Source organism: Adhaeribacter aquaticus DSM 16391 (assembly GCF_000473365.1).
Classification (GTDB): domain Bacteria; phylum Bacteroidota; class Bacteroidia; order Cytophagales; family Hymenobacteraceae; genus Adhaeribacter; species Adhaeribacter aquaticus.
In genome coordinates this window covers 1,127,034-1,146,463 of the sequence record NZ_KI421517.1, presented here as the reverse complement: position 1 = coordinate 1,146,463, position 19,430 = coordinate 1,127,034, and the positions used below count along the sequence as shown (strand labels likewise).

Genomic DNA, 19,430 nt, shown 5'->3' with positions numbered 1-19,430 from the left:
AAAATAAGCAAAGCTGCTTTACCTGCACGGTTACCTTATGAGACGCACCATCCAGTTTGGGTTGCTTATTTGTTTGTTTGTTAACTTAGTTTGTTGTAATCCTTCTATTAAAGATCCTAAGAAGAAAGTTGTTTATAACGGCCCTATTGCGCAGGCAAAAGATGTTTTTACGTTATACAGCGATTCTGCCAAACTACAAATAAAACTATCGGCACCATTGCAATTGCAATTTGAGAACGGCAACGGCACTTATCCCAAAGGTATTGACATGGTATTCTATGATCGACAGGGCAAAATTACCAATACCTTAAAAGCCAATTATGGGGAATACGAAAAGCAAACAGACACCTACCTGGTTCGGGGCAATGTAATATTAGCTAATGCCGTCAAACAAGAAACCATGAAAACAGAAGAGTTACATTGGGATAGACAAAAAAGGCAGCTTTATACTGATAAGTTTGTTAGCATTCAGACGGAGACCGAAATATTAACCGGAACCGGACTAACGGCCAGTCAGGATTTTTCCAGATATAAAATTCTTCAACCAAAAGGTATCTTCTCCATTCAATAACATGTCTTTAATAAAAGTTATATTGCTGTCTGTAGCTACTGTTTCCTCAGTAATAGGTATTCACCGGGCTATTGTTGAAAAAGATATTATTGGCAATTACTGGATATTTATGGTGTCTTTTATTTGCCTGATGCTTTTTCGGTATCAGGGGCGTAAAAAATAATTTTGCTCAGGAAGTACTGTTTTTTTAAGAACATTAGCATTTAACCTTTTGCAATCCCTATCTTAGTAAAGAATTAGGCAGCGTTTCAGCGATACATGATTTATCAGCAACTACCTCTTGTTGTAATTTCGCTCTTGTTTTCAGCTTTTTTCTCAGGCATGGAAATGGCATTTCTGGCGGCCAGCAAATTGCAGCTGGAGTTGCAGGAAAAGGAAAATTCAATAGCGGGGCGCATCATTACCCATTTCATACAAAGGCGTTCTAGACTAATTGCTACCCTGTTGGTGGGCAATATTTTCGCACTCGTTCTTTTTACTATTGGTATTGCCAGGTTATTAAATCCCTTGCTCAATTTTTACCTCCCTGCCTTTTTGGCTAATGATGTGGTGCTGTTTATTCTACAAACCAGTATTGCGTCGGTGCTTACCCTGATTTTAGCAGAATTTTTGCCCCGGAGTTTATTTATGTTACGGGCAAATGCATTCCTGCGCATTTTTGCAGTACCTCTTTTAGTCATTTATTATGCATTATACCCGGTTGTTTATCTGGTTATTGCTGCCATACGGTTAGCAGCTGTTAAAATAATGAAAATCGAATTTTCAGAAGAAAATCCGGTTTTCGGACTAACTGATGTAGATGAGTATATGAAAAAAAGTCTTTATCAGACAGATAAAGAACAGGCACCGGAAGTTGACGCCCGTATTTTTCATAATGCTTTGGAATTTAAAAACGTGAAAATAAAGGAGTGCATGGTGCCCCGTACCGAAATAGAAGCGGTAGAAATTTCGCAGCCCATTGAGGTCCTCCGGGAAGCTTTTTCTAATACCGGGCATTCTAAGATTATTATTTATAAAGAAACCATCGATGATATTATTGGTTATTGTCACCAATTGGTGCTATTCCAAAAGCCAACCGATATAGCGTCCATCGTAACACCTATTCTGGCGGTGCCGGAAAGTATGGCGGCAAGCGAATTATTTATAAAATTTGTTTCGGAGCACCGCAGCATTGCCTTGGTAGTGGATGAGTTTGGGGGAACATCTGGTGTGGTTACTACCGAAGATTTACTGGAAGAAATTATCGGGGAAATTCGGGATGAGTTTGATGAGGAGGCTTTACTAGAGCAGGTAGTGGATGAAAATACCTACTTATTTAGTGCCCGCCAAGAAATAGATTACCTAAACGAGAAATACAATCTGGACTTGCCTTACGGAGATTATGAAACGCTGGGCGGGTTTATTTTATCGGTAAACGAAGACATTCCGCAGCCAGATCAAGTAATTGAAGTAGCACCTTATGTTATTACCATCCTGTCCATGGATGAAAACCGGATAAATACTATTCAACTGGTTAAGCAAGCGGCTACAGAAGATAAATTGGTTTCTGAATAGGCTTTTAGAGAATTTCTATAAAGGTCTATATACCAGTATAAAAAATAAAAATCAGGTGAATTTTATTTTTTAAAAATTGTTAAGCTTGTAGATCAGGTAATTGAAAGTACTTTATTCTTTTATTTAATTGTAACAGAATACATTTACCTTTCTTTTTATTGTTTGAATTTAAGGGATATTTACCTTATTTTGCATACCCTTTTAAGAATACACACAAATAATGGCTTTAATTAATAAGATCAGAGAAAAATCGGGAGTTGCCGTTACCATTATCGCGCTAGCAATATTGAGTTTTATCTTGATAGACATGTTTGGCACGCAGTCCCGGTTGTTTGGCGGAAACGAAAATGTAGTAGGTGAAATTGCTGGTGAGAAAATAACCATTCAGGAATTTGAGGAAGCCTTAAATGGTATGAAGCAGAATTATGCTTCCCAAACCGGCCGGCAACCATCAGAAGAAGAAATGGGAGCTTTGCGCGAACAAACCTGGAGTACATTAATTTTAAAAATCGCTTATAAGAAAGAGCTTGACCGTTTAGGTATTACTGTATCTGACGATGAATTAGTGGACATGGTACAAGGAAACAACGTTCATCCTGTTATCCAGCAAACTTTTGTAAATCCACAGACGCAGCAATTTGACCGTTCTTTGGTGGTTAAGTATTTAAAAGAAGACCTTCCAAGATCAGCACCTGAGCAGCAAGCTGCCTGGTTCAACTTCGAAAACAACCTAGGTCCGGAGCGGGAAGTACAGAAGTACAATAACCTTATTCGTCTTTCTTCTTATGTTACTACTGCCGAAGCTAAGCGGTTCCAGGCAGAAACAAACGATAAAGCTGTAGTAAAATATGTATACGTGCCTTATTTTGCTATCAGCGATTCTGCTGTTAAAGTAACGGATGATCAATTACAAGCCTATCTTGATAAAAATAAAGAGCGGTATAAAGTAGAAGAAAGCCGTTCTATTGAATATGTAACAGTAGCGGTTAAACCTTCTAAAGATGATAGTACCGCGGTTCAGAAAGAAATCAATGACCTAACCAGACAATTTGCCTCAGCTGAAAACGATTCGCTTTTTGTGAATGCTAATTCAGATGTGCCTTTCCTGGGTTCTGTGGTTAATGCTGGTGCCTTGCCAGATAGATTAAAAGGTCAGAACTTAGCAAAAGATAAAATATATGGGCCTTATACAGAGAATGGTAATGCCATTATTTATAAAGTTACCGAAGTAAGAGAAAATGGTAAAGCTGCTGCCCGGGCAAGTCACATTTTGATTAAACCAGAAAATCAAACTCCGGAAGCTAAAGCGGCTGCTAAAAAGAAAGCAGAAGATTTATTAGCCAAAATTAAAGGTGGGGCTGATTTTGCCATTACTGCTGCGCAGAACGGACAGGATGGTACAGCTGCAAACGGCGGTGATTTAGGTTATTTTTCTGAAGGTGCCATGGTTGCTCCTTTTGAAAAAGCCGTATTCGGTGCTAAATCTGCAGGATTATTACCCAACTTAGTAGAAACAGAGTTTGGTTACCATATTGTAAAAGTTACCGATCCAAGAAGCACCCGTAATTACAAAATTGCCACTATTATCCGCAACATTAGCTCCAGCGATGAAACCCGGGATGTTGCTTTCCGTCGGGCAGATGAGATTGCTGGAACTGCCAAAAATCTTGAGGATTTACGTGCGGCCGTAGCTAAAGATAAAAGTTTAGTGAAAGGTGAAGCTAAATCTGTAAGAGCTACCGACCGTTCTGTTAACAACCTGATGAATGCACGTGAATTAGTACGTTGGGCATTTTCTAAACAAACAGAAAAAGGAGATGTATCGCCTGTGTTTGAAGTTGGTGATCAGTATGTAGTAGCGGCCTTAGTTGATAAGCGTGAAAAAGGCTATGCTAAAGTAAATGATATCCGGGAGGAATTAACAGCAGCTGTGCGTAACGAGGAAAAAGCAAAACGCATCATGAGCAAGCTAAATGGTGCAAGCGGAACATTAGAACAAATTGCTGCTAAATTTGGACCGGAAGCAGTAGTAAGAACAGCTACTGATGTTACTATGGCTGGTAGCAACATTGAAGGGATCGGTTATGATCCGTTAGCAACCGGTGCCGTATTTGGTTTAAAACAAGGTGCCCGTAGCAAACCAGTTGAAGGAGAAACAGGAGTAGTTATTTTGGAATTACAACAACTAAACAAAATTAACTTCACTGGTAATTTTGACGGTGTTAAAAAACAAATTGAAACAACCCGTTCTGGCCGTACAGAAGGTAGCGCTTTCCAGTTAATCAAAGAAAAATCAGATATCAAAGATGACCGTATTAAATTCTTCTAAGCCAGAAGGATCTATTTTATAAATAAAAAGAGCTGCTCCTGAAAAGGGCAGCTCTTTTTATTTATAAACCTGTTACTAAAAACACAGGAATTACGTTATATTCCATTAGTAGTCACGCATCAGCAATTCCGGAACTCTAAACTGTCTGCAATCAATGAAGATTTTACTGTTATACCTGAGCCTGCTATTCATTTGCACTTCTGCCTGGGCTCAAACTGATGATATTGCACTTGCCCGGGAGTACTTTCAAAAGCAGGACTACCAGAAAGCGGAAACGATATTTGAAAAGCTGAGTGATAATAACCAGGTTTTTGCAACAGTATATCCTGAGTATTTAAAAACGCTCCTGGCATTAAAAAAATATAAAGATGCTGAAAAGCTGGTAAAGAAAGCCATCAAGAAAAGTCCGGAGCAAATGGCTTATGCTATTGACTTAGGTATTGTTTACCAAGCGGCCGGTAACCAGGATAATGCCGATAAGTATTTTAAAAAAATGATTGATCAGCTAAAGCCGGAGAGTACCCGCGCTACGGCTATGCTTTTTGAGAGAAATGCCCTACCCGAATATGCTGAAAGAACTTATTTACAAGGTAGAAAACAAAGCAAAAATGAGTTTGAGTATACTGGGCAGCTGATGCAATTATATGCTTCTCAGCAACGGTCAGATAAACTGATTGAGGAAATACTGGGATTAGTGCGGGCTAACCCAAACCAATTGCTGCTGGCGCAAAATATGCTGCAAAATAGCTTAAAGGATGAGAAGGAATTTGAGGTAATGGAAAAAGCCTTAATTTCAAATTTACAAAAATTTCCGGATCAGGTGGTGTATAGCGAATTACTTATCTGGTTGTATACCCAGCGAAAAGACTTTTTTAGTGCCATGGTACAAGCCAAGTCTTTAGATAGACGCACCAAAGGTGGTGGCAACCGGCTAATGGACTTGGGTGCCATCAGCTTAAAAAATAAAGATTATGAAAGTGCTATTGAAGCGTATGGCTATGTAGTAAAGGAGTACCGGAATACGCCCTATTATGAAGTAGCCCGGGAACGTGCTATTAAAGCACGGGAGGAGCAGGTCCGGAATACCTTTCCGGTAGATTTAGCTAAAATTCAGACGTTGGTTGGCGAATATCAAGGACTTTTAAATGAATTAGGTAAAAGTGCCCGTACCGCTGAAGTTATGAAAAACATGGCCGAGCTTTATGCTTTTTACCTGGATGATAAAGAAAAATCAGTGGCGATGCTACAGGAAGTAGTGAATACACCCCGTGCTAACGATGATTTAGTGGCCCAAGCTAAGATTACTTTAGGGGATATTTACTTATTGCGCAGTGAACCTTGGGAGGCCACTTTGTTATACTCGCAGGTTGAAAAAACACATAAAGAAAATCCGCTGGGGCATGAGGCTAAATTGCGTAACGCCAAACTTAGCTTTTACAAAGGTGATTTTGAACTGGCGCAGGAGCACCTGGATATCCTAAAATTAGCGACTAGCCGGGAAATTGCAAATGATGCCATGGACCTTAGCTTATTGATAACTGATAATTCTGGTCTGGACTCTGATTCTAACACTACTGCTTTAAAAGAATATGCTGGCATTGAGTTGTTAATATTCCAGAATAAGCAGGTACAGGCGCTGGCTCAACTGGATGAAATGCTAAAGAAATTTCCCGGGCATAGCCTAACCGATGAAATTTATTTCCTTAAAGCAAATTTATATCTAAAGGCAGGGCAATACCAGGAGGCGGTTAAAAACCTGAACTTTATAACTTCTAATCCGCAGTATGATATCCTGAGCGATGATGCCTTATTCTTAATGGCTCGCATTTATGATGAGAATATAAACGATAAGGAGAAGGCTAAAGAATTATATAATAATGTAATGGTGAAATATCCTGGCAGCATTTTTACAGTAGATGCCCGAAAGCGCTTCCGGAAGTTGAGAGGCGATGTAGTGAATTAGCCCTCGTAGGTAAATCTGTTCAGACCTAAATTGATAGATTCTACTTCCTTATATTTAAAGATAGCTTTTTATGCCAGGGATAAGGGCTAAATCCCCATTGTGATTATATTATAAGATCTTGGGGTGTTATAATTTTACTTTTTATTAACTAAAGCTACTAATCCCAGTAAAGGCCCCAGAGCCAGCAGCATGTAAAAGTACTGGTTGTTGCTGTAGCTTAATAAAACTTTAGTTAGTTGAATACTAATAATGGTGATAGCAAACCCAATGCAGTTCACAATGGTTAATGAAGTGCCCTTAAATTCGTTTGGCGCATTTTGAGCTACGAGAGTTGAGAATAAAGGAGAATCTGCCACAACTACCATTCCCCAGAAAAGCAAAAACGCAATAAAAATACCGGCGGATGCTTGTACAAAAAAAACAGGCGAAATAAGGCAGCATAAACCAGAGAGGAATAAGGCGATAGTAGCTACTTTTTTTGCACCAAAGGTTTCGGAAAGCAGGCCGCTACAAACACAGGCAATTCCACCCGATGCAATAATACAAAAAGCCACCAGCGATACATTTATATTAGCTTCCGGATATTGATTATTATACGTATTTATTATTACCGGCACAAATACCCAGAAAGTATATAGCTCCCACATATGCCCAAAATAACCAAAAGCAGCGGCTCGAAAAGGTTTGTTGTAAAAGCCTTTAAATATAGTATTGTACTTTAAGTTGGCGGTGGTTTTACGGTAAGGTCCATCTGGCACAAATAAAAACATGGCTGCACCGCCTAAGCAGGCAAAGGCAGAAGTGGCATAAATAACATATTGCCAGGGTAAATTAGTGGTTATGGAGCGTAATAAATGCGGGAATGCTGTTCCCAATACTAATGCTCCAACCAAAAAGCCCAATGATTTGCCTAGTCCTTTCTGATAATGATCGGCGGCTATTTTCATGCCTATTGGATAAATGCCAGCCAGGAAAAAGCCAGTTGTAAACCGTAAAAGAAGTAAACCAGTGGCCTCAATACCGTCTAGATTAATGGCAGTATTTAACAAAGCAGCAACCAAAGCACAAATAAAAAACACCTTGGAAGGCGAGTACCGGTCTGAAATAGCAAAGGTCGCAAAAATAAGAGTGCCGGCAATAAATCCAACCTGGACAGCGCTGGTCAGATGAGCCACAAACGCAGGGGCAACCTTAAAGTATTGAGCTAAATCCGGCATGATAGCATTACCGGCAAACCAGAGGGAAGTGCAAAAGAATTGGGAAATAACTATTACTATCAGCGTCCATTTCATAAAATCTTTTCTAAAAAGAGTAGATGCTTTATTTACAAAATAGTTGTTTGCTGAATCTTTGGCAGCTCAATTATATCTAAGTCTTACAAGTTGGTTTTGCTCAGCTGACACCGATTATAACTTATAACTACCGTTTTTACGATGCTCTGAGAGCCTCATTGTTCTGCAGGTGTAAAGTTAGTTAATTATAAACTTGCTTTTTAGGTTTGATAGGTTGGTAGGGCCTGCTAAGCTAAAAGTCAGTTCCTGGGCTTTATCATTCTTCACAACCCAAGTTGTTGAGTAGTAGCTCTTTTAGAGTAGTGCGTTAGGTAAAGTAACTTTGTAAGAGATCTATTGGGTTCATGAATTTTATGGCATCCGGAAGAACTAACCAGAAAATCAAATTCCACTGGTAAAATAATTCCAGGAGAGCTTTGTAATGTCAGCAATAATTTTCTCGTTTGTTTCAGTACTTTCTTTTGAGTTCGAAACCAAAACACTAATAGCAAAGTGAGTGCCATTGGGCAAAGTAACCAAGCCAATGTCATTTATGGCGGCCGTTATGCCTTGGTCATTGGTGCCGGAGGTTCCGGTTTTGTGCGCCACTACCGTGCCTGCGGGTAGTTGTCCTTTTATCCTATTCTTGCCCGAAACAGTTTCGGCCATAGTTTGCCATAAAAAGTCATAACTTTTTGCTGATAAAATCTTTCTTTCCTGAAAAAGTTTAAGAAGGTCTACCGTTGATTTGGGGGTAGTCCAATTTTGAAATTGCACGTCCCATGCCTGGTGCATCTCTGCTTCATTAGCCTGAATAGATACTTCTTTTATACCCAACTTATGCAGGTAATTATTTACGAATTGCGTGCCTCCAATAAGTCTCAATAGAATATCGCAGCCATTGTTATCACTTTCGGCAACTGTGTATTTAAGAACCTCCGTTAATGGCAATTCTACATTGCCCTGGGGGTATTTCTCCCTGATGGGGCTCCAGGTATTGGGCAATAGATCGCTTTTCTTAATCCGGATTTTTTGGTTTAACGTTAGCCTGCCTCTGTCTACTTCAGATAAAACAGCCAGCGCAATATGGAATTTAAAAACGCTTTGTAAGGGGAAGTGCTTATTATTGTTTATGTATATAGCATCTTTACTTTCTAACCCGTAGATCGCGACACCCACGGTAGCATCTTTGGATGCGATAAGATCCTCAATATTTCTTTTAAGAGCACCTGTTTGAGCAAATACAGCTACCTGAACGGAGCAATAGATTAAACCTGTAAGTAGTAGGTGTAACATGTTGATAGTAAATTTTAAGCAATATTTAAGGAATGAAGTACAGCTTTAAGGTACCTGTACCTGGTAGGTTGAACGGGCAAATAAGTCATAGGCATTAATATTATCTCGTTTCAAAGAAGGTATGGCATTATTTAAGTTATAGCCGTACCGCCGCCTTACTACATCAGGATTAGCAAAGACAGAACCCATTTCTTTAGTTACTATTAAATTTTATACCTGTACCTTTGTTGCTGCATGCCTTGTTTATTGGCATACCCTAATATAGATAATTTACCTATTGCCATGGAACAAATTGCTGATACCGCTGCCAAAATAAACATGCGGCAAGTTTTAGGAGCTTTCATGGTATTTCTATCTGCAGTATGCTTTTCTTCTAAAGCAGTAATAGTTAAGCTGGCGTATCAGTATCATGTAGATACTATTTCGTTACTAACCTTGCGCATGGCTTTCTCGGTACCAGTTTTTGTAGTAACCGGGTTCTTTTCCAAATCAAATAAAGGTGCCCAATCCGGATCTATATCTTCAAAAGATTACGGCTGGTTAATACTAATGGGGTTTATTGGCTATTATCTTTCCAGCTTATTTGATTTTTTAGGTTTGCAATATATTTCTGCCGGCTTAGAACGACTAATTTTATTTGTTTATCCTACGCTTGTAGTTTTGTTCTCATATTTATTTTTAGGAAAACCTATTTACCCAAAACAATACATAGCGCTGGGCTTAACCTATGCAGGTGTTTTGTTAGTGTTGCTAGGCGATGTGCACGTAGAAAGCCGGGCAAATATCATAAAAGGAGGGTTATTGGTTTTTGCCAGTGCCATTACTTATGCCAGCTACCTGATGGGCAGTGGTCAGCTTATTCCAAAATTTGGTACTGTCCGGTTTACCTCCTATGCCATGACATTGGCGGCATTGGGAGTTTTTATGCATTATCTTATTGCTGGTGAACACAATATAATGGCTTTGCCAACACCTGTATATTGGTATAGTTTTTTAATGGCTATGGTAGCCACGGTAGCCCCGGCTTATTTACTTTCCGAAGGCATAAGACTGGTAGGAGCAGGTAATGCCTCTATTATTGCCAGTATTGGGCCTATCTCTACTATTTTATTAGCTTATGTTTTTCTGGATGAGCGTATTTCCTTTATCCAGATGATGGGTACCTTAATTGTATTAGCGGGTATACTGCTGATAACATTACGCAAAAATTAGACGCTGTTAATTAAGGAAATAATCTGTTACTTCCTGCCAATTATTGAGGCGCGTATAGCCTTCCACATGGGCATTATGCGGAGCCGTAAACAGCAGGGGAGTGCCGGTAAAGGTTTTCAGGTTACGCTCTAAATCATCAATTAAGTAGTCTGCCAGGATAATGCTTTTATCGCCGCAGAACACAATATTTTTCCAGGAAATAAAGGGCAGGTGCTTTTTCAGCCAATTAAATTTGTCGGTAAAGCAAAGTTCAAATTCCATGGCTGCCGTGGTAATATAAACATCGTGCTTCTCGTGCAACTGGTGTATGCCCTCCAGTGCTCCCGGTATAGGATCCAGGTCTTTAAAGAATTCTGCCCGGTGCGGAAATTGCCTTACTGCTTCCAGTCTTTCGGGTGGAACAGTATTTTGTAGGTTCCGGCCGGGTAACCGTAGATCAGATAAGTCTTCGTTAAATTCTTTTTTATAGAGCTCAATAAACCGGCCAATGGCATCAGCCATTACCTCGTCCATGTCAATAGCTATTTTTTTCCTCTTCATTTTTTAAGAAAGTAAATTTTACTCCAGGAGTATTTTACCTAATACTATTTTAAGCGACTTAAAGCAATTTGTCCAGGGTAATTGGTAAGTTCCGAATGCGCTTACCGGTAGCATGGTAAACTGCGTTGACAATAGCAGCTGCTGCTCCTACAATACCTATTTCGCCTAGTCCTTTTGCTCCTATAGGGTTTACAATATCGTCGTGCTCTTCTACAAAAATTACTTCCAGGTCGTGTACATCGGCGCTGACCGGTACGTGGTATTCGGCCAAATCATGATTAATAAATCGGCCGTACTGCTGATCTATTACTGATTCTTCTTCCAGAGCCATACCTATGCCCCAAACAATGCCACCAAGAACCTGGCTGCGGGCGGTTTTAGGATTTATAACCCGACCACCGGCAATAGCACTAACTACCCGGCTTACCCGTACAGTACCAAAATCTTCATCAACCCGTACCTCAGCAAATACCGCCGAATGAGAAAACATGGCGTATTCCTGTTGATTTTTTTTAGGCTTGGCCGTAATAGTAACTTCCAAAACGTTTTCGCCGGCTAAACGCATAGCCTCCGTAATAGAAACCGATTGTTCCGAGTTATTTTTTAGAAATACTCTGCCATCGGTAAAAACTACATCTTCCAGAGTTTGTACAGGCTCGAAAGGCGAATCTTTTGCACTCCGGAGGCCAGCTAATATTTTCTCTTTTAAAGCTTCACAGGCTTGTTTTACGGCACTGCCTACTGTAGCGGCTGTCCAGGAGCCACCTTGTAAGGGCGCTTCTGGTAGGGTAGAGTCACCTAATTTAAAGGTTACCTGTTCCATGGGTAAACCCAACGTTTCGGCGGCAATCTGCGTCATGATGGTATAGGTGCCGGTACCAATATCGGCCGTGGCGCTGCTTACCTGTAGGGTTCCGTCCACCGATAAAGTAGCTTTGGCGCTCGCTTCTTTTTGTTTTACTTCCCAGGCACCCGTAGCTAAGCCCATGCCTATCAATTCTTTGCCTTCCCGCATAGATCGTGGTTTAGGATTGCGCTTGTTCCACCCAAACTTTTCAGCTCCCTGTTGGTAGCATTGCCGTAGCTCTTTACTGGAAAAGGGTTTGTCCTCGCTGTAGTCCTTATCGGCGTAATTTACCAGGCGCAATTCCAGCGGGTCTAGTTTGGTGGCATAAGCCAGTTCATCCATGGCGCACTCTAGCGCAAACATCCCGCTTACTCCGCCCGGTGCGCGCATATCCAAGGGCGTATACACATCCATTTTGGCGATTTTATGAGTTAGTTGTACGTTTTCACATTTATACAACATTGCCGACCAGTTGACCAGGTTTTCGCTATAGTCCTCAAATTGTGAAGTTTCGGCAATGGCTTCGTGTACCACTGCCTCTAAAGCGCCATTTGCCTGCGCGCCCAGCACCAGTTTTTGAATGGTGGCCGGCCGATGCCCAAAAGAAAACATTTGCTGCCGCGTTAGGACTACTTTAACGGAACGTTTGAGTTGCAAGGCGGCCATCATGGCTAAAAATAGTTGGTATTGCGGCCGTAACCCGGAACCAAAGGCGCCTCCTACAAATGGTGAAATAACCCGGGCTTCTTTCGTAGATAAACCAAATATTTTAGAAATGTACTTCTGACTATTCAGAACACTCTGGGTTTTATCATAAATAGTAAGGGTGCCATCTTCTGCAACGGCCACAGTGGTAGCATGCATTTCCATCGGGTTATGGTGCTCGCTCGGGTGGTTGTATTCGGCTTCAATTTTTATGGCGGCTTGAGCTAAACCAGTTTCGGCATCGCCCCGGGGTGTTGGTTCCGCAGATTTATATTTACTAGGTGTATAAGCATCTTGCCGTAATTGATTCAGATCGGTAACATGGGGTTCTGTTTCGTATGTTACTTTAACCAGTGAGGCTGCGTAACGTGCTAGCTCAAAGGTGGAGGCTACTACCAAAGCAATAGGCTGCTGGCTAAATAATATTTTTTCGTCGTAGAGCGGCCGGAATGGAGCCCCCGGCGGCGAATCTTCATCCTGATAACTTTTGTCAAACCAGGCTAAGCCCGGGCGGTTGTCGTGGGTAAATATTTGGAGTACCCCCGGAAGTTGTAATGCCGCACTTATATCCATGGCTTTTATTCTTCCTTTGGCAATAGTACTGGATACAACTACCCCATAAGTAAGATTAAGAGCTTCAAATTCGGCAGCATATTGGGCCTTGCCCGTTACTTTATCCCGGCCATCTACCCGGCTGGTTGGTTTTCCAATATATTCAGTAGACATAATTCCTAATACGTTAACTTTCCTCTTTTATAGGTTTACTTAAGCTGCTCTCATGCAGCATTAAAAGCCATGGATTAGAAAACAGGGAAGGTAAATCCTGGCAGAACAGATGCAGGTTTTCCTGTTTACTTTTAAACTGGTTCGGTGCTGGTCCGGTGGAAGTGACTGTCTGGCTTATTGCTCATTTTTACAGCCTGTTCCAGCGCCCGCATAATGGCCCGTTTACCCAGCTCTATTTTAAAACTATTGTGCTCGTAGCCTTTAGCCTCGCGCATAATTTCAGCAGCAGCGAGCTTAAAGTTTTCTTCCGTGGCAGATTTTCCCGTTAACAGGTCTTCGGCTTCACGGTTGCGCCAGGGTTTGTGGGCCACGCCGCCCAAAGCAATACGGGCTTCGGTTATAGTATCGCCATCCATTTCTAATCCTGCTGCTACCGATACTAAGGCAAAAGCATAGCTTTCCCGGTCACGTAATTTCAGGTAAGCATGGTGTTGGGCAAAACCTTTAGCCGGTAAATCAATAGAAGTAATAATTTCGTCGGGTTGTAAAGTATTATCCAGGTGGGGTGCGTCGCCGGGTAACCGATGAAAATCTGAAAAAGGAATAGTACGGTTGCCTTGCTGTCCTGTAACATTTACGTTGGCTTCCAGGGCGGCCAGGGCTATAGCCATATCAGACGGGTGCACAGCAATACAATGTTCGCTGGCTCCTAATATGGCATGAATGCGATTGAAACCGGAAAGAGCAGCGCACCCGCTGCCCGGTTCGCGTTTGTTACAAGCAGTAGCCGTGTCGTAAAAATAGTAGCACCGGGTGCGTTGTAAAATATTGCCACCGTTGGTAGCCATGTTGCGTAGCTGAGCCGATGCTCCGGCTAATATGGCCTTTGCTAATAAAGGATACCGTTTTGCTACCTGCTCATGGTAAGCCGTATCGGCATTTGTGGCCAGCGCGCCTAAGCGTAAGCCACCATCAGCATTATCTGTGATGTCTTTTAAGGCTAACTGACGAATATCAATCAAGTGGTTCGGGCCCTCAACATTAACCTTCATCAGGTCGGTAAGGTTGGTGCCACCAGCAATAAATTTGGCTAGTTCTGCTGAAGCTTTATCCTGCACAGCAGTTTCTAATGTTGTAGCCCGGGTGTAGGTAAAGCTATTCATGTGCCTGACCTCCTTTCTGTATTACTTCTTCTATTGCCGAAACTATATTGGTATAGGCACCACAACGGCAAATATTACCGCTCATTAATTCTTTTATATCAGCAGTAGTTTTAGCTTTTCCTTCTGCCAGCAGCCCAACTGCCGAGCAAATCTGGCCCGGGGTGCAATAGCCGCATTGGTAAGCATCATGTTCAATAAAAGCTGTTTGCAAGGGATGTAATTCATCTCCCTTCGCTAAGCCTTCTATGGTAATAATCTCATTTCCTTCCTCCATAATGGCCAGGGTTAAGCAAGAATTTATACGCTTTCCATTTACCAGCACCGTGCACGCTCCGCATTGGCCGTGGTCGCAGCCTTTTTTGGTTCCCGTTAACTGCAAGTATTCCCGTAGGGCATCAAGTAAAGAAACCCAGGGGGCTAATTTTATTGTTTTTTCCTGGCCATTCACCTTTAAGGTAACGGCTTGCTGCGGGGGTAATGCGGGTTGTAATGCTGATATTTCGAATGCTGCCTGATTTTGCATGTAGAGCAGTTTTAGATTATGAATTTATTTTTTAGGCTCATTTTCAGGAATTTCTTTTCCTTGCCACCAATCGTTCCACAATTCCTAAGTGATTTTTCTGGAAATTCTACCTACTTATAAATACGTACCTCTACGGAAGCTTCTTGTTTAAGGATAAGTTTTGGTCAGGTTCTGCCGCCAGGGTGAGGTTAAATTTTTATTAATTTAATTGGGCGGATTACTATTTAGAAGCTTTTGTTTCCGTTAGAGTAGTTGGTTAAAAAGACTAAATTTTTATTCCAAAATGGTTTGTATCACCACCCCCGCTTCCAGCGTACGTTGTACCGGACAACGAGAAGAAATATCTTCCAGGCGTTTAACTTGCTCGGAGGTAAGGTTGCCCGTTAACTTCAATCTTTTGGTAATCAGTAATCGTTTGTTATTGTTCTGACCAACCTGTATGTCGGTTCCGGTTTGTAAAGGTACTTGTTGTAATTGCACCTCGGCCCGTTCTAAAGGCCAGCCTTTCCGTTTCGCGTACATATGTAGAGTAATTACGGTACAGGCTCCTAAAGCACTTAATATATAATCGTTTGGTGCAGGCTGGGTTTGTTTATTCTCTTCGGAAGTAGACTCATCTATTTCAAAGTAGTGGGTGCCCATTTTAATTTGAGCTACCATGCCATTTGTACTGTCTGCACTAACTATTACTGCCTCCATTGTACCTGGATTATAAAATTTGCTGCCCTGAATACCTCCTAAAGATAAAGCAGGAATATGCCTGCGCTGGTCTTTTCCTATATTCCTGTTTTTACTGGAGAGAAAAGATTTAGTTATACTTTAACTGGTTATAAAAAGGGTACAAAGAAGAGTAAAGTTGATAGGAGCGGCTTGGAGGGTATGGCAGCGGTATATTCTTTTAACAGAAGTGTCAGTATGAAGCAATTATTTCATACATCACTGCCCGGGAATTCGAGATAGTAGGGGTATTTTTCCTGAACAAATTCGTTTCTTCTAAAATCCTGCACTTCCCGTTCTAAACGGTAGTGCAAAAAGCGGATAACATAACTGGTATGCGCCAACTTATCTGAATAGGTACAGATAGCATTTAAATAAGAAAAAGTAGTGTGTTCTGCTTTATTAAGGTTGTTTATAAAATCAGCCAATAAATTTAAGTCCGGATACTTGCTTTTATATGTATTAATGGTGTTCCACAATTTATTCATAACGTAGTCATAGTCGTGCATCTTAACCAGAAACTCTTCCATTTTAATTTTTATCAGGGCTGATTTAAAGGAAATTTGTGTATCTTTTTATTTGGGTTTGGTTAAATTAAAAAGATCAGCAGAAAATAAATAATCTTCCTGCTGATCTTTTTAAATATATATTATTAAGCAACCGGACCGGTTTAGCTGAGGGCTTGGTTATTTTTAAAAGAAGCTAATGCCTTTAATATTTTAATTCTTACTTCTTCAAGATTAGTACCCCGTGCCATAATTTCTGGTAATTCTTGAATTTTGCCAATAATGGTTCCTCTGCGACCTTTGCTAAAGTTTATAGTTAAATTTGAGTGATTCATAGTTTTATTTTGTAATAGGTTTCTTGTTAGAAACAGATCTGTTTAATTATTTACTTGTTTTGATTCTCTTATACTACAGAAGACTTTCTAAGTTACCTGTTTTAGATATGTTTTTATATTTTTTTAATATTAGTCCTCCTGGGAGTATAGGTTCAATATTAATTTTACTTACAAAAACCTGTTGTTAAATAAACCTTTTCAGCTGATAAATTAGTGAAAATTTATCTAAACCAAGTTTCCAGGAAGGTAATAACAGGCTTTTTACATTTATTTGCTATGAATCCTTATTTTTAGATTGCTTCCCATTCATGGATTGATTAGTAATATAGTAGGAAGTAAATCAAGTTGTTATTTCTTATGATATAGTTGTTTATTCTTTATTCAAGACTTTAGCAACTGCTTACCGTATGGCGGCTTCTAAGGGCCCAAGTGCCGCTTCGCCTCCTGGGGGAATAACTTTAGCCAACTTTTAAGCAAGTTTAGTTGTTACTTGTAAGCAAATATTAATATTTCCGGATCAGTTAAGGCGTCTATCACTATTAATCTGCTGCCAGGGCTTTTTCCCAAGCCGCTACTGGTAGAAGCATGAAATTGACTGGTTAGCTTAAAAAGTTATTATAGAATTGTGAAAAAATAATGAGCCCTCTTTTCAGGGACTCATTAAATAAATATACATCGTTTTAGTTATCTAACAGGAATAGCTTCAAATGCAGCCTTTAATCCACTGGCGGCTTCGTCCAGCGCTTCTTTAGCGGTTGGCACCACTCCCGATAAACTAAAAAATTCGTGTACCATACCCGGGTAACAAACGGTTTTTGTCTGCACTCCGGCAGCCTGCAGCTTCTGGGCGTATTGTTCACCCTCATCGCGTAGTACATCCAACTCAGCCGTTATAACCAAGGCAGGAGGCAAACCACTTATATCCGGAGCTTGTAATGGTGAAACATAAGGCTGATTTCCGTCTGCTTCATTTCCCAAATAATGCCTAAAGAACCATTTCATCATAGCTGCATTTAATGGTTTGCTGTTGGCGTTTTCCATATAGGATGGGGTATCAAAAGCATAATTAGTGATTGGATAGACCAGTAATTGGAATAATGGCATCTGGTCACCTTTGTCTTTGCTCATTAAACAGGCAACGGTAGCTAAGTTTCCCCCGGCACTTTCGCCACCTACAGCCACGCAGCCTGTAATACCATTTATGGTGGCAGTATTGGCCATTACCCATTGCAAAGCAGCATAAGCATCATCTGCTGCTGCCGGAAACTTATTTTCCGGTGCCTGCCGGTAAGCTACAGAAACCACTACACATTCGGCAGCATTACACAGGGCCCGGCAAGTTGGTTCATAAACATCCAGGTTGGCAATAACCCAGCCGCCGCCATGGAAATACACCAGTACCGTAAAAGGGCCATCGCCTTTTGGAGTGTATACCCGGGCCAAAATATCTCCGCCCTGACCTGGAATAACCACATGGGTTACTTTGCCCACCGGTTCCGGCATAGGTTTAGCCAAATTAATAACCCGGTTACCTACATGTTCGGCATTCATTTCTTCTACTGCATTTTTTAGGGTAGGTGCGTTCCGGGCATTTCCAGGGGAGAGACTTTCTATTGGCGGTACTTCAAAGGTGGCATATTGATCCAGAATTTTTTGCAAAGTTTCTTCCACTTTCATAATAGTTCGATTTATTAAAGTTCATAAACATTTGCTGGCTTTACGGGGCTACTATAGTAAATGGGTTTAGTATCTCTTGCTTATTTTTGATTGATAATGAATTGTTTACATAGTATGGGAAGAGCAAATTATTCTAGTTGGCTTGGGCAGACTGGTTTTAATGCTCAAAGAATAAAAGATAAGGGAAAGCGGCTTGTCTTATTTAAAGGCAAAATAGCTAACAGAAATACATTATAATCCCAGAATCTACTTCAAGGAAAGAAGAATGTGAATAAAGACTAGTACAAACTGGGTAGAAAAATAAGGAGGAGAAAAACCTATGTTATTTTGTCTTTTAATTTTTCAGCCCGATTTTTTAATTTTTCCATCCATTTAGGTTCCGCGACTTCATTATCCAGTAAAAACCCAAATGGGTGTAATGCCGGGATATGTTCGAAAACAATTTTTATAATAGCAAACAAGGGTATAAATAACACCATGCCGGCCACTCCCCATACCAGCTCGCCCAGTACAATGGCTACAATGGTAAAAATAGGGCTAATATCCAGACTTTCTCCTTCTACCAATGGTTCTATAATGTTGTTATCAATGGCTTGAGCGACTCCTAAAATAATAATAACCGGTACAACGGTACCTAAAGTGCCACTAATTAATGCTATGGCTAAAGGGAAGAAACCGCCGATAAAAGCCCCAATGTATGGGATAATTGTAGGAATAACTGCCACTAAGGCTACTAAAATGCCATTCTCGAGTCCTAAAATGGAGAATCCAATAGAATAAACTACTGCCAGAAAAGCCATAGAAACTAACCGACCAATCAGGTATTGGCCAGCTACCTGCGTTATCTGATTTAATTCCTTGTTTACTTCCGTTTTGTTTTCGTCTTTTACAAGTTTTAAAATAAATTCTTTGTATTTCTCCCGCCGCCACATCAGGAAAAAGAAGTATAAAATTACCAGTACCAAACCGGTAATTAAACTCATTGCCCCGGAAAGGAGCGACGTAAGAAAGGAATTGGCAACTTGAGATATTTTACTCACCCCTTTTTGCAGGTAATTTATTTGTTGTTTGGGCGCTACTCCAAACTGGCTTTCTATCCAGGACTGAGTAGTTTGAATAAACTGCTGTGCCTTAGCCTGCATCTTAGGTAAATCCTGGGACATACTGGCCGCTTGTGCACCAATAATGCCCAAAAAAACTAGTATAATAAAAAGTATAATTAAAATGCCAATTAAAGTAGACCACACCCGGCTAATACCCCATTTTTCTAGTTTCCGGCATATCGGCAGTAATAGCATGGCAAGCATAATACTAAAGAACAAGGGTATCAGAAATACTTTGCCATAATAAAGGATTATGGTAGTTAAAATAACCAATAATAGAATAGCATTAAGTCGGTAAATGGATATACTCTTCATGGTGTAGCATTTAAGACTTGTGTGTTTATATATATAACGGTGAATATTTTATATCGTTAATCATCTCTTCAGCCCCC

18 protein-coding genes are annotated in these 19,430 nt (G+C 40.6%); 6 read left to right on the top strand and 12 right to left on the bottom strand.

Annotation, left to right across the window (positions count from 1 at the left end):
* Positions 1 to 37: 37 nt before the first annotated feature.
* The 5 genes from lptC (at position 38) to ADHAQ_RS0106940 (ending at position 6,417) form a co-directional block, all read left to right on the top strand.
* A complete protein-coding gene (gene lptC, locus ADHAQ_RS0106960) occupies positions 38 to 571 on the top strand; it encodes an LPS export ABC transporter periplasmic protein LptC (protein WP_084523776.1) in 534 nt (177 codons plus the stop codon).
* Between the two features lies 1 nt (position 572).
* On the top strand, positions 573 to 734 hold the full coding sequence (locus ADHAQ_RS28020) for a hypothetical protein (protein WP_157433363.1): 162 nt from the start codon (positions 573 to 575) through the stop codon (positions 732 to 734).
* Positions 735 to 829: 95 nt separating this feature from the next.
* On the top strand, positions 830 to 2,125 hold the full coding sequence (locus ADHAQ_RS0106950; RefSeq protein ID WP_026462327.1) for a hemolysin family protein: 1,296 nt from the start codon (positions 830 to 832) through the stop codon (positions 2,123 to 2,125).
* A 220-nt stretch (positions 2,126 to 2,345) separates the two neighbouring features.
* Complete coding sequence (locus tag ADHAQ_RS0106945; RefSeq protein WP_026462326.1) at positions 2,346 to 4,454, top strand: peptidylprolyl isomerase; 2,109 nt, start codon at positions 2,346 to 2,348, stop codon at positions 4,452 to 4,454.
* A gap of 154 nt (positions 4,455 to 4,608) precedes the next feature.
* Positions 4,609 to 6,417, top strand: coding sequence for a tetratricopeptide repeat protein (locus ADHAQ_RS0106940; RefSeq protein WP_034256647.1), 1,809 nt, complete (start codon positions 4,609 to 4,611; stop codon positions 6,415 to 6,417).
* A 134-nt stretch (positions 6,418 to 6,551) separates the two neighbouring features.
* On the opposite strand, the gene ADHAQ_RS0106935 is transcribed toward ADHAQ_RS0106940, so the two are convergent.
* The 3 genes from ADHAQ_RS0106935 to ADHAQ_RS28015 all read right to left on the bottom strand — a co-directional run bounded on the left by ADHAQ_RS0106935 (position 6,552) and on the right by ADHAQ_RS28015 (position 9,173).
* Entirely contained in the window at positions 6,552 to 7,709 is a 1,158-nt protein-coding gene (locus ADHAQ_RS0106935) for an MFS transporter (RefSeq protein ID WP_026462324.1), read from the bottom strand.
* Between the two features lie 381 nt (positions 7,710 to 8,090).
* Complete coding sequence (gene bla, locus ADHAQ_RS0106930) at positions 8,091 to 8,984, bottom strand: class A beta-lactamase, subclass A2 (RefSeq protein ID WP_051359763.1); 894 nt, start codon at positions 8,982 to 8,984, stop codon at positions 8,091 to 8,093.
* A gap of 45 nt (positions 8,985 to 9,029) precedes the next feature.
* Complete coding sequence (locus ADHAQ_RS28015; protein WP_157433362.1) at positions 9,030 to 9,173, bottom strand: hypothetical protein; 144 nt, start codon at positions 9,171 to 9,173, stop codon at positions 9,030 to 9,032.
* 93 nt (positions 9,174 to 9,266) lie between these two features.
* Between ADHAQ_RS28015 and ADHAQ_RS0106920 the strand changes: the two genes are divergently transcribed.
* Positions 9,267 to 10,196 (top strand): DMT family transporter, encoded by a 930-nt coding sequence (locus ADHAQ_RS0106920; RefSeq protein WP_026462322.1) that lies wholly within the window; start codon positions 9,267 to 9,269, stop codon positions 10,194 to 10,196.
* Positions 10,197 to 10,202: 6 nt separating this feature from the next.
* On the opposite strand, the gene ADHAQ_RS0106915 is transcribed toward ADHAQ_RS0106920, so the two are convergent.
* The 9 genes from ADHAQ_RS0106915 to ADHAQ_RS0106875 form a co-directional block, all read right to left on the bottom strand.
* Entirely contained in the window at positions 10,203 to 10,736 is a 534-nt protein-coding gene (locus ADHAQ_RS0106915) for a 5' nucleotidase, NT5C type (RefSeq protein ID WP_026462321.1), read from the bottom strand.
* A 58-nt stretch (positions 10,737 to 10,794) separates the two neighbouring features.
* Positions 10,795 to 13,014 (bottom strand): xanthine dehydrogenase family protein molybdopterin-binding subunit, encoded by a 2,220-nt coding sequence (locus ADHAQ_RS0106910; RefSeq protein WP_026462320.1) that lies wholly within the window; start codon positions 13,012 to 13,014, stop codon positions 10,795 to 10,797.
* A gap of 131 nt (positions 13,015 to 13,145) precedes the next feature.
* The gene (locus tag ADHAQ_RS0106905) at positions 13,146 to 14,177 is read right to left on the bottom strand and encodes an FAD binding domain-containing protein (protein WP_026462319.1); all 1,032 of its coding nucleotides are present in this window, start codon (positions 14,175 to 14,177) and stop codon (positions 13,146 to 13,148) included.
* Complete coding sequence (locus ADHAQ_RS0106900; protein ID WP_026462318.1) at positions 14,170 to 14,700, bottom strand: (2Fe-2S)-binding protein; 531 nt, start codon at positions 14,698 to 14,700, stop codon at positions 14,170 to 14,172. The genes ADHAQ_RS0106905 and ADHAQ_RS0106900 overlap by 8 nt, the downstream gene beginning before the upstream one ends.
* A 273-nt stretch (positions 14,701 to 14,973) precedes the next feature.
* Entirely contained in the window at positions 14,974 to 15,399 is a 426-nt protein-coding gene (locus ADHAQ_RS0106895; RefSeq protein WP_034256644.1) for an OsmC family protein, read from the bottom strand.
* A 230-nt stretch (positions 15,400 to 15,629) separates the two neighbouring features.
* On the bottom strand, positions 15,630 to 15,947 hold the full coding sequence (locus tag ADHAQ_RS0106890) for a hypothetical protein (RefSeq protein WP_026462316.1): 318 nt from the start codon (positions 15,945 to 15,947) through the stop codon (positions 15,630 to 15,632).
* Between the two features lie 140 nt (positions 15,948 to 16,087).
* Positions 16,088 to 16,258 (bottom strand): hypothetical protein, encoded by a 171-nt coding sequence (locus ADHAQ_RS28010; RefSeq protein WP_157433361.1) that lies wholly within the window; start codon positions 16,256 to 16,258, stop codon positions 16,088 to 16,090.
* 684 nt (positions 16,259 to 16,942) lie between these two features.
* A complete protein-coding gene (locus ADHAQ_RS0106880; RefSeq protein WP_026462315.1) occupies positions 16,943 to 17,935 on the bottom strand; it encodes an alpha/beta hydrolase in 993 nt (330 codons plus the stop codon).
* A gap of 317 nt (positions 17,936 to 18,252) precedes the next feature.
* Complete coding sequence (locus ADHAQ_RS0106875; RefSeq protein ID WP_026462314.1) at positions 18,253 to 19,353, bottom strand: AI-2E family transporter; 1,101 nt, start codon at positions 19,351 to 19,353, stop codon at positions 18,253 to 18,255.
* Positions 19,354 to 19,430 lie beyond the last annotated feature (77 nt).

What these genes read in the sequence shown, in the direction of transcription:
- lptC (WP_084523776.1), top strand. Translation starts at nt 38, where the DNA reads ATGAGACGCACCATCCAGTTTGGGTTGCTTATTTGTTTGTTTGTTAAC.
- ADHAQ_RS28020 (WP_157433363.1), top strand. Translation starts at nt 573, where the DNA reads ATGTCTTTAATAAAAGTTATATTGCTGTCTGTAGCTACTGTTTCCTCA.
- ADHAQ_RS0106950 (WP_026462327.1), top strand. Translation starts at nt 830, where the DNA reads ATGATTTATCAGCAACTACCTCTTGTTGTAATTTCGCTCTTGTTTTCA.
- ADHAQ_RS0106945 (WP_026462326.1), top strand. Translation starts at nt 2,346, where the DNA reads ATGGCTTTAATTAATAAGATCAGAGAAAAATCGGGAGTTGCCGTTACC.
- ADHAQ_RS0106940 (WP_034256647.1), top strand. Translation starts at nt 4,609, where the DNA reads ATGAAGATTTTACTGTTATACCTGAGCCTGCTATTCATTTGCACTTCT.
- ADHAQ_RS0106935 (WP_026462324.1), bottom strand. Translation starts at nt 7,709, where the DNA reads ATGAAATGGACGCTGATAGTAATAGTTATTTCCCAATTCTTTTGCACT.
- bla (WP_051359763.1), bottom strand. Translation starts at nt 8,984, where the DNA reads ATGTTACACCTACTACTTACAGGTTTAATCTATTGCTCCGTTCAGGTA.
- ADHAQ_RS28015 (WP_157433362.1), bottom strand. Translation starts at nt 9,173, where the DNA reads ATGGGTTCTGTCTTTGCTAATCCTGATGTAGTAAGGCGGCGGTACGGC.
- ADHAQ_RS0106920 (WP_026462322.1), top strand. Translation starts at nt 9,267, where the DNA reads ATGGAACAAATTGCTGATACCGCTGCCAAAATAAACATGCGGCAAGTT.
- ADHAQ_RS0106915 (WP_026462321.1), bottom strand. Translation starts at nt 10,736, where the DNA reads ATGAAGAGGAAAAAAATAGCTATTGACATGGACGAGGTAATGGCTGAT.
- ADHAQ_RS0106910 (WP_026462320.1), bottom strand. Translation starts at nt 13,014, where the DNA reads ATGTCTACTGAATATATTGGAAAACCAACCAGCCGGGTAGATGGCCGG.
- ADHAQ_RS0106905 (WP_026462319.1), bottom strand. Translation starts at nt 14,177, where the DNA reads ATGAATAGCTTTACCTACACCCGGGCTACAACATTAGAAACTGCTGTG.
- ADHAQ_RS0106900 (WP_026462318.1), bottom strand. Translation starts at nt 14,700, where the DNA reads ATGCAAAATCAGGCAGCATTCGAAATATCAGCATTACAACCCGCATTA.
- ADHAQ_RS0106895 (WP_034256644.1), bottom strand. Translation starts at nt 15,399, where the DNA reads ATGGAGGCAGTAATAGTTAGTGCAGACAGTACAAATGGCATGGTAGCT.
- ADHAQ_RS0106890 (WP_026462316.1), bottom strand. Translation starts at nt 15,947, where the DNA reads ATGGAAGAGTTTCTGGTTAAGATGCACGACTATGACTACGTTATGAAT.
- ADHAQ_RS28010 (WP_157433361.1), bottom strand. Translation starts at nt 16,258, where the DNA reads ATGAATCACTCAAATTTAACTATAAACTTTAGCAAAGGTCGCAGAGGA.
- ADHAQ_RS0106880 (WP_026462315.1), bottom strand. Translation starts at nt 17,935, where the DNA reads ATGAAAGTGGAAGAAACTTTGCAAAAAATTCTGGATCAATATGCCACC.
- ADHAQ_RS0106875 (WP_026462314.1), bottom strand. Translation starts at nt 19,353, where the DNA reads ATGAAGAGTATATCCATTTACCGACTTAATGCTATTCTATTATTGGTT.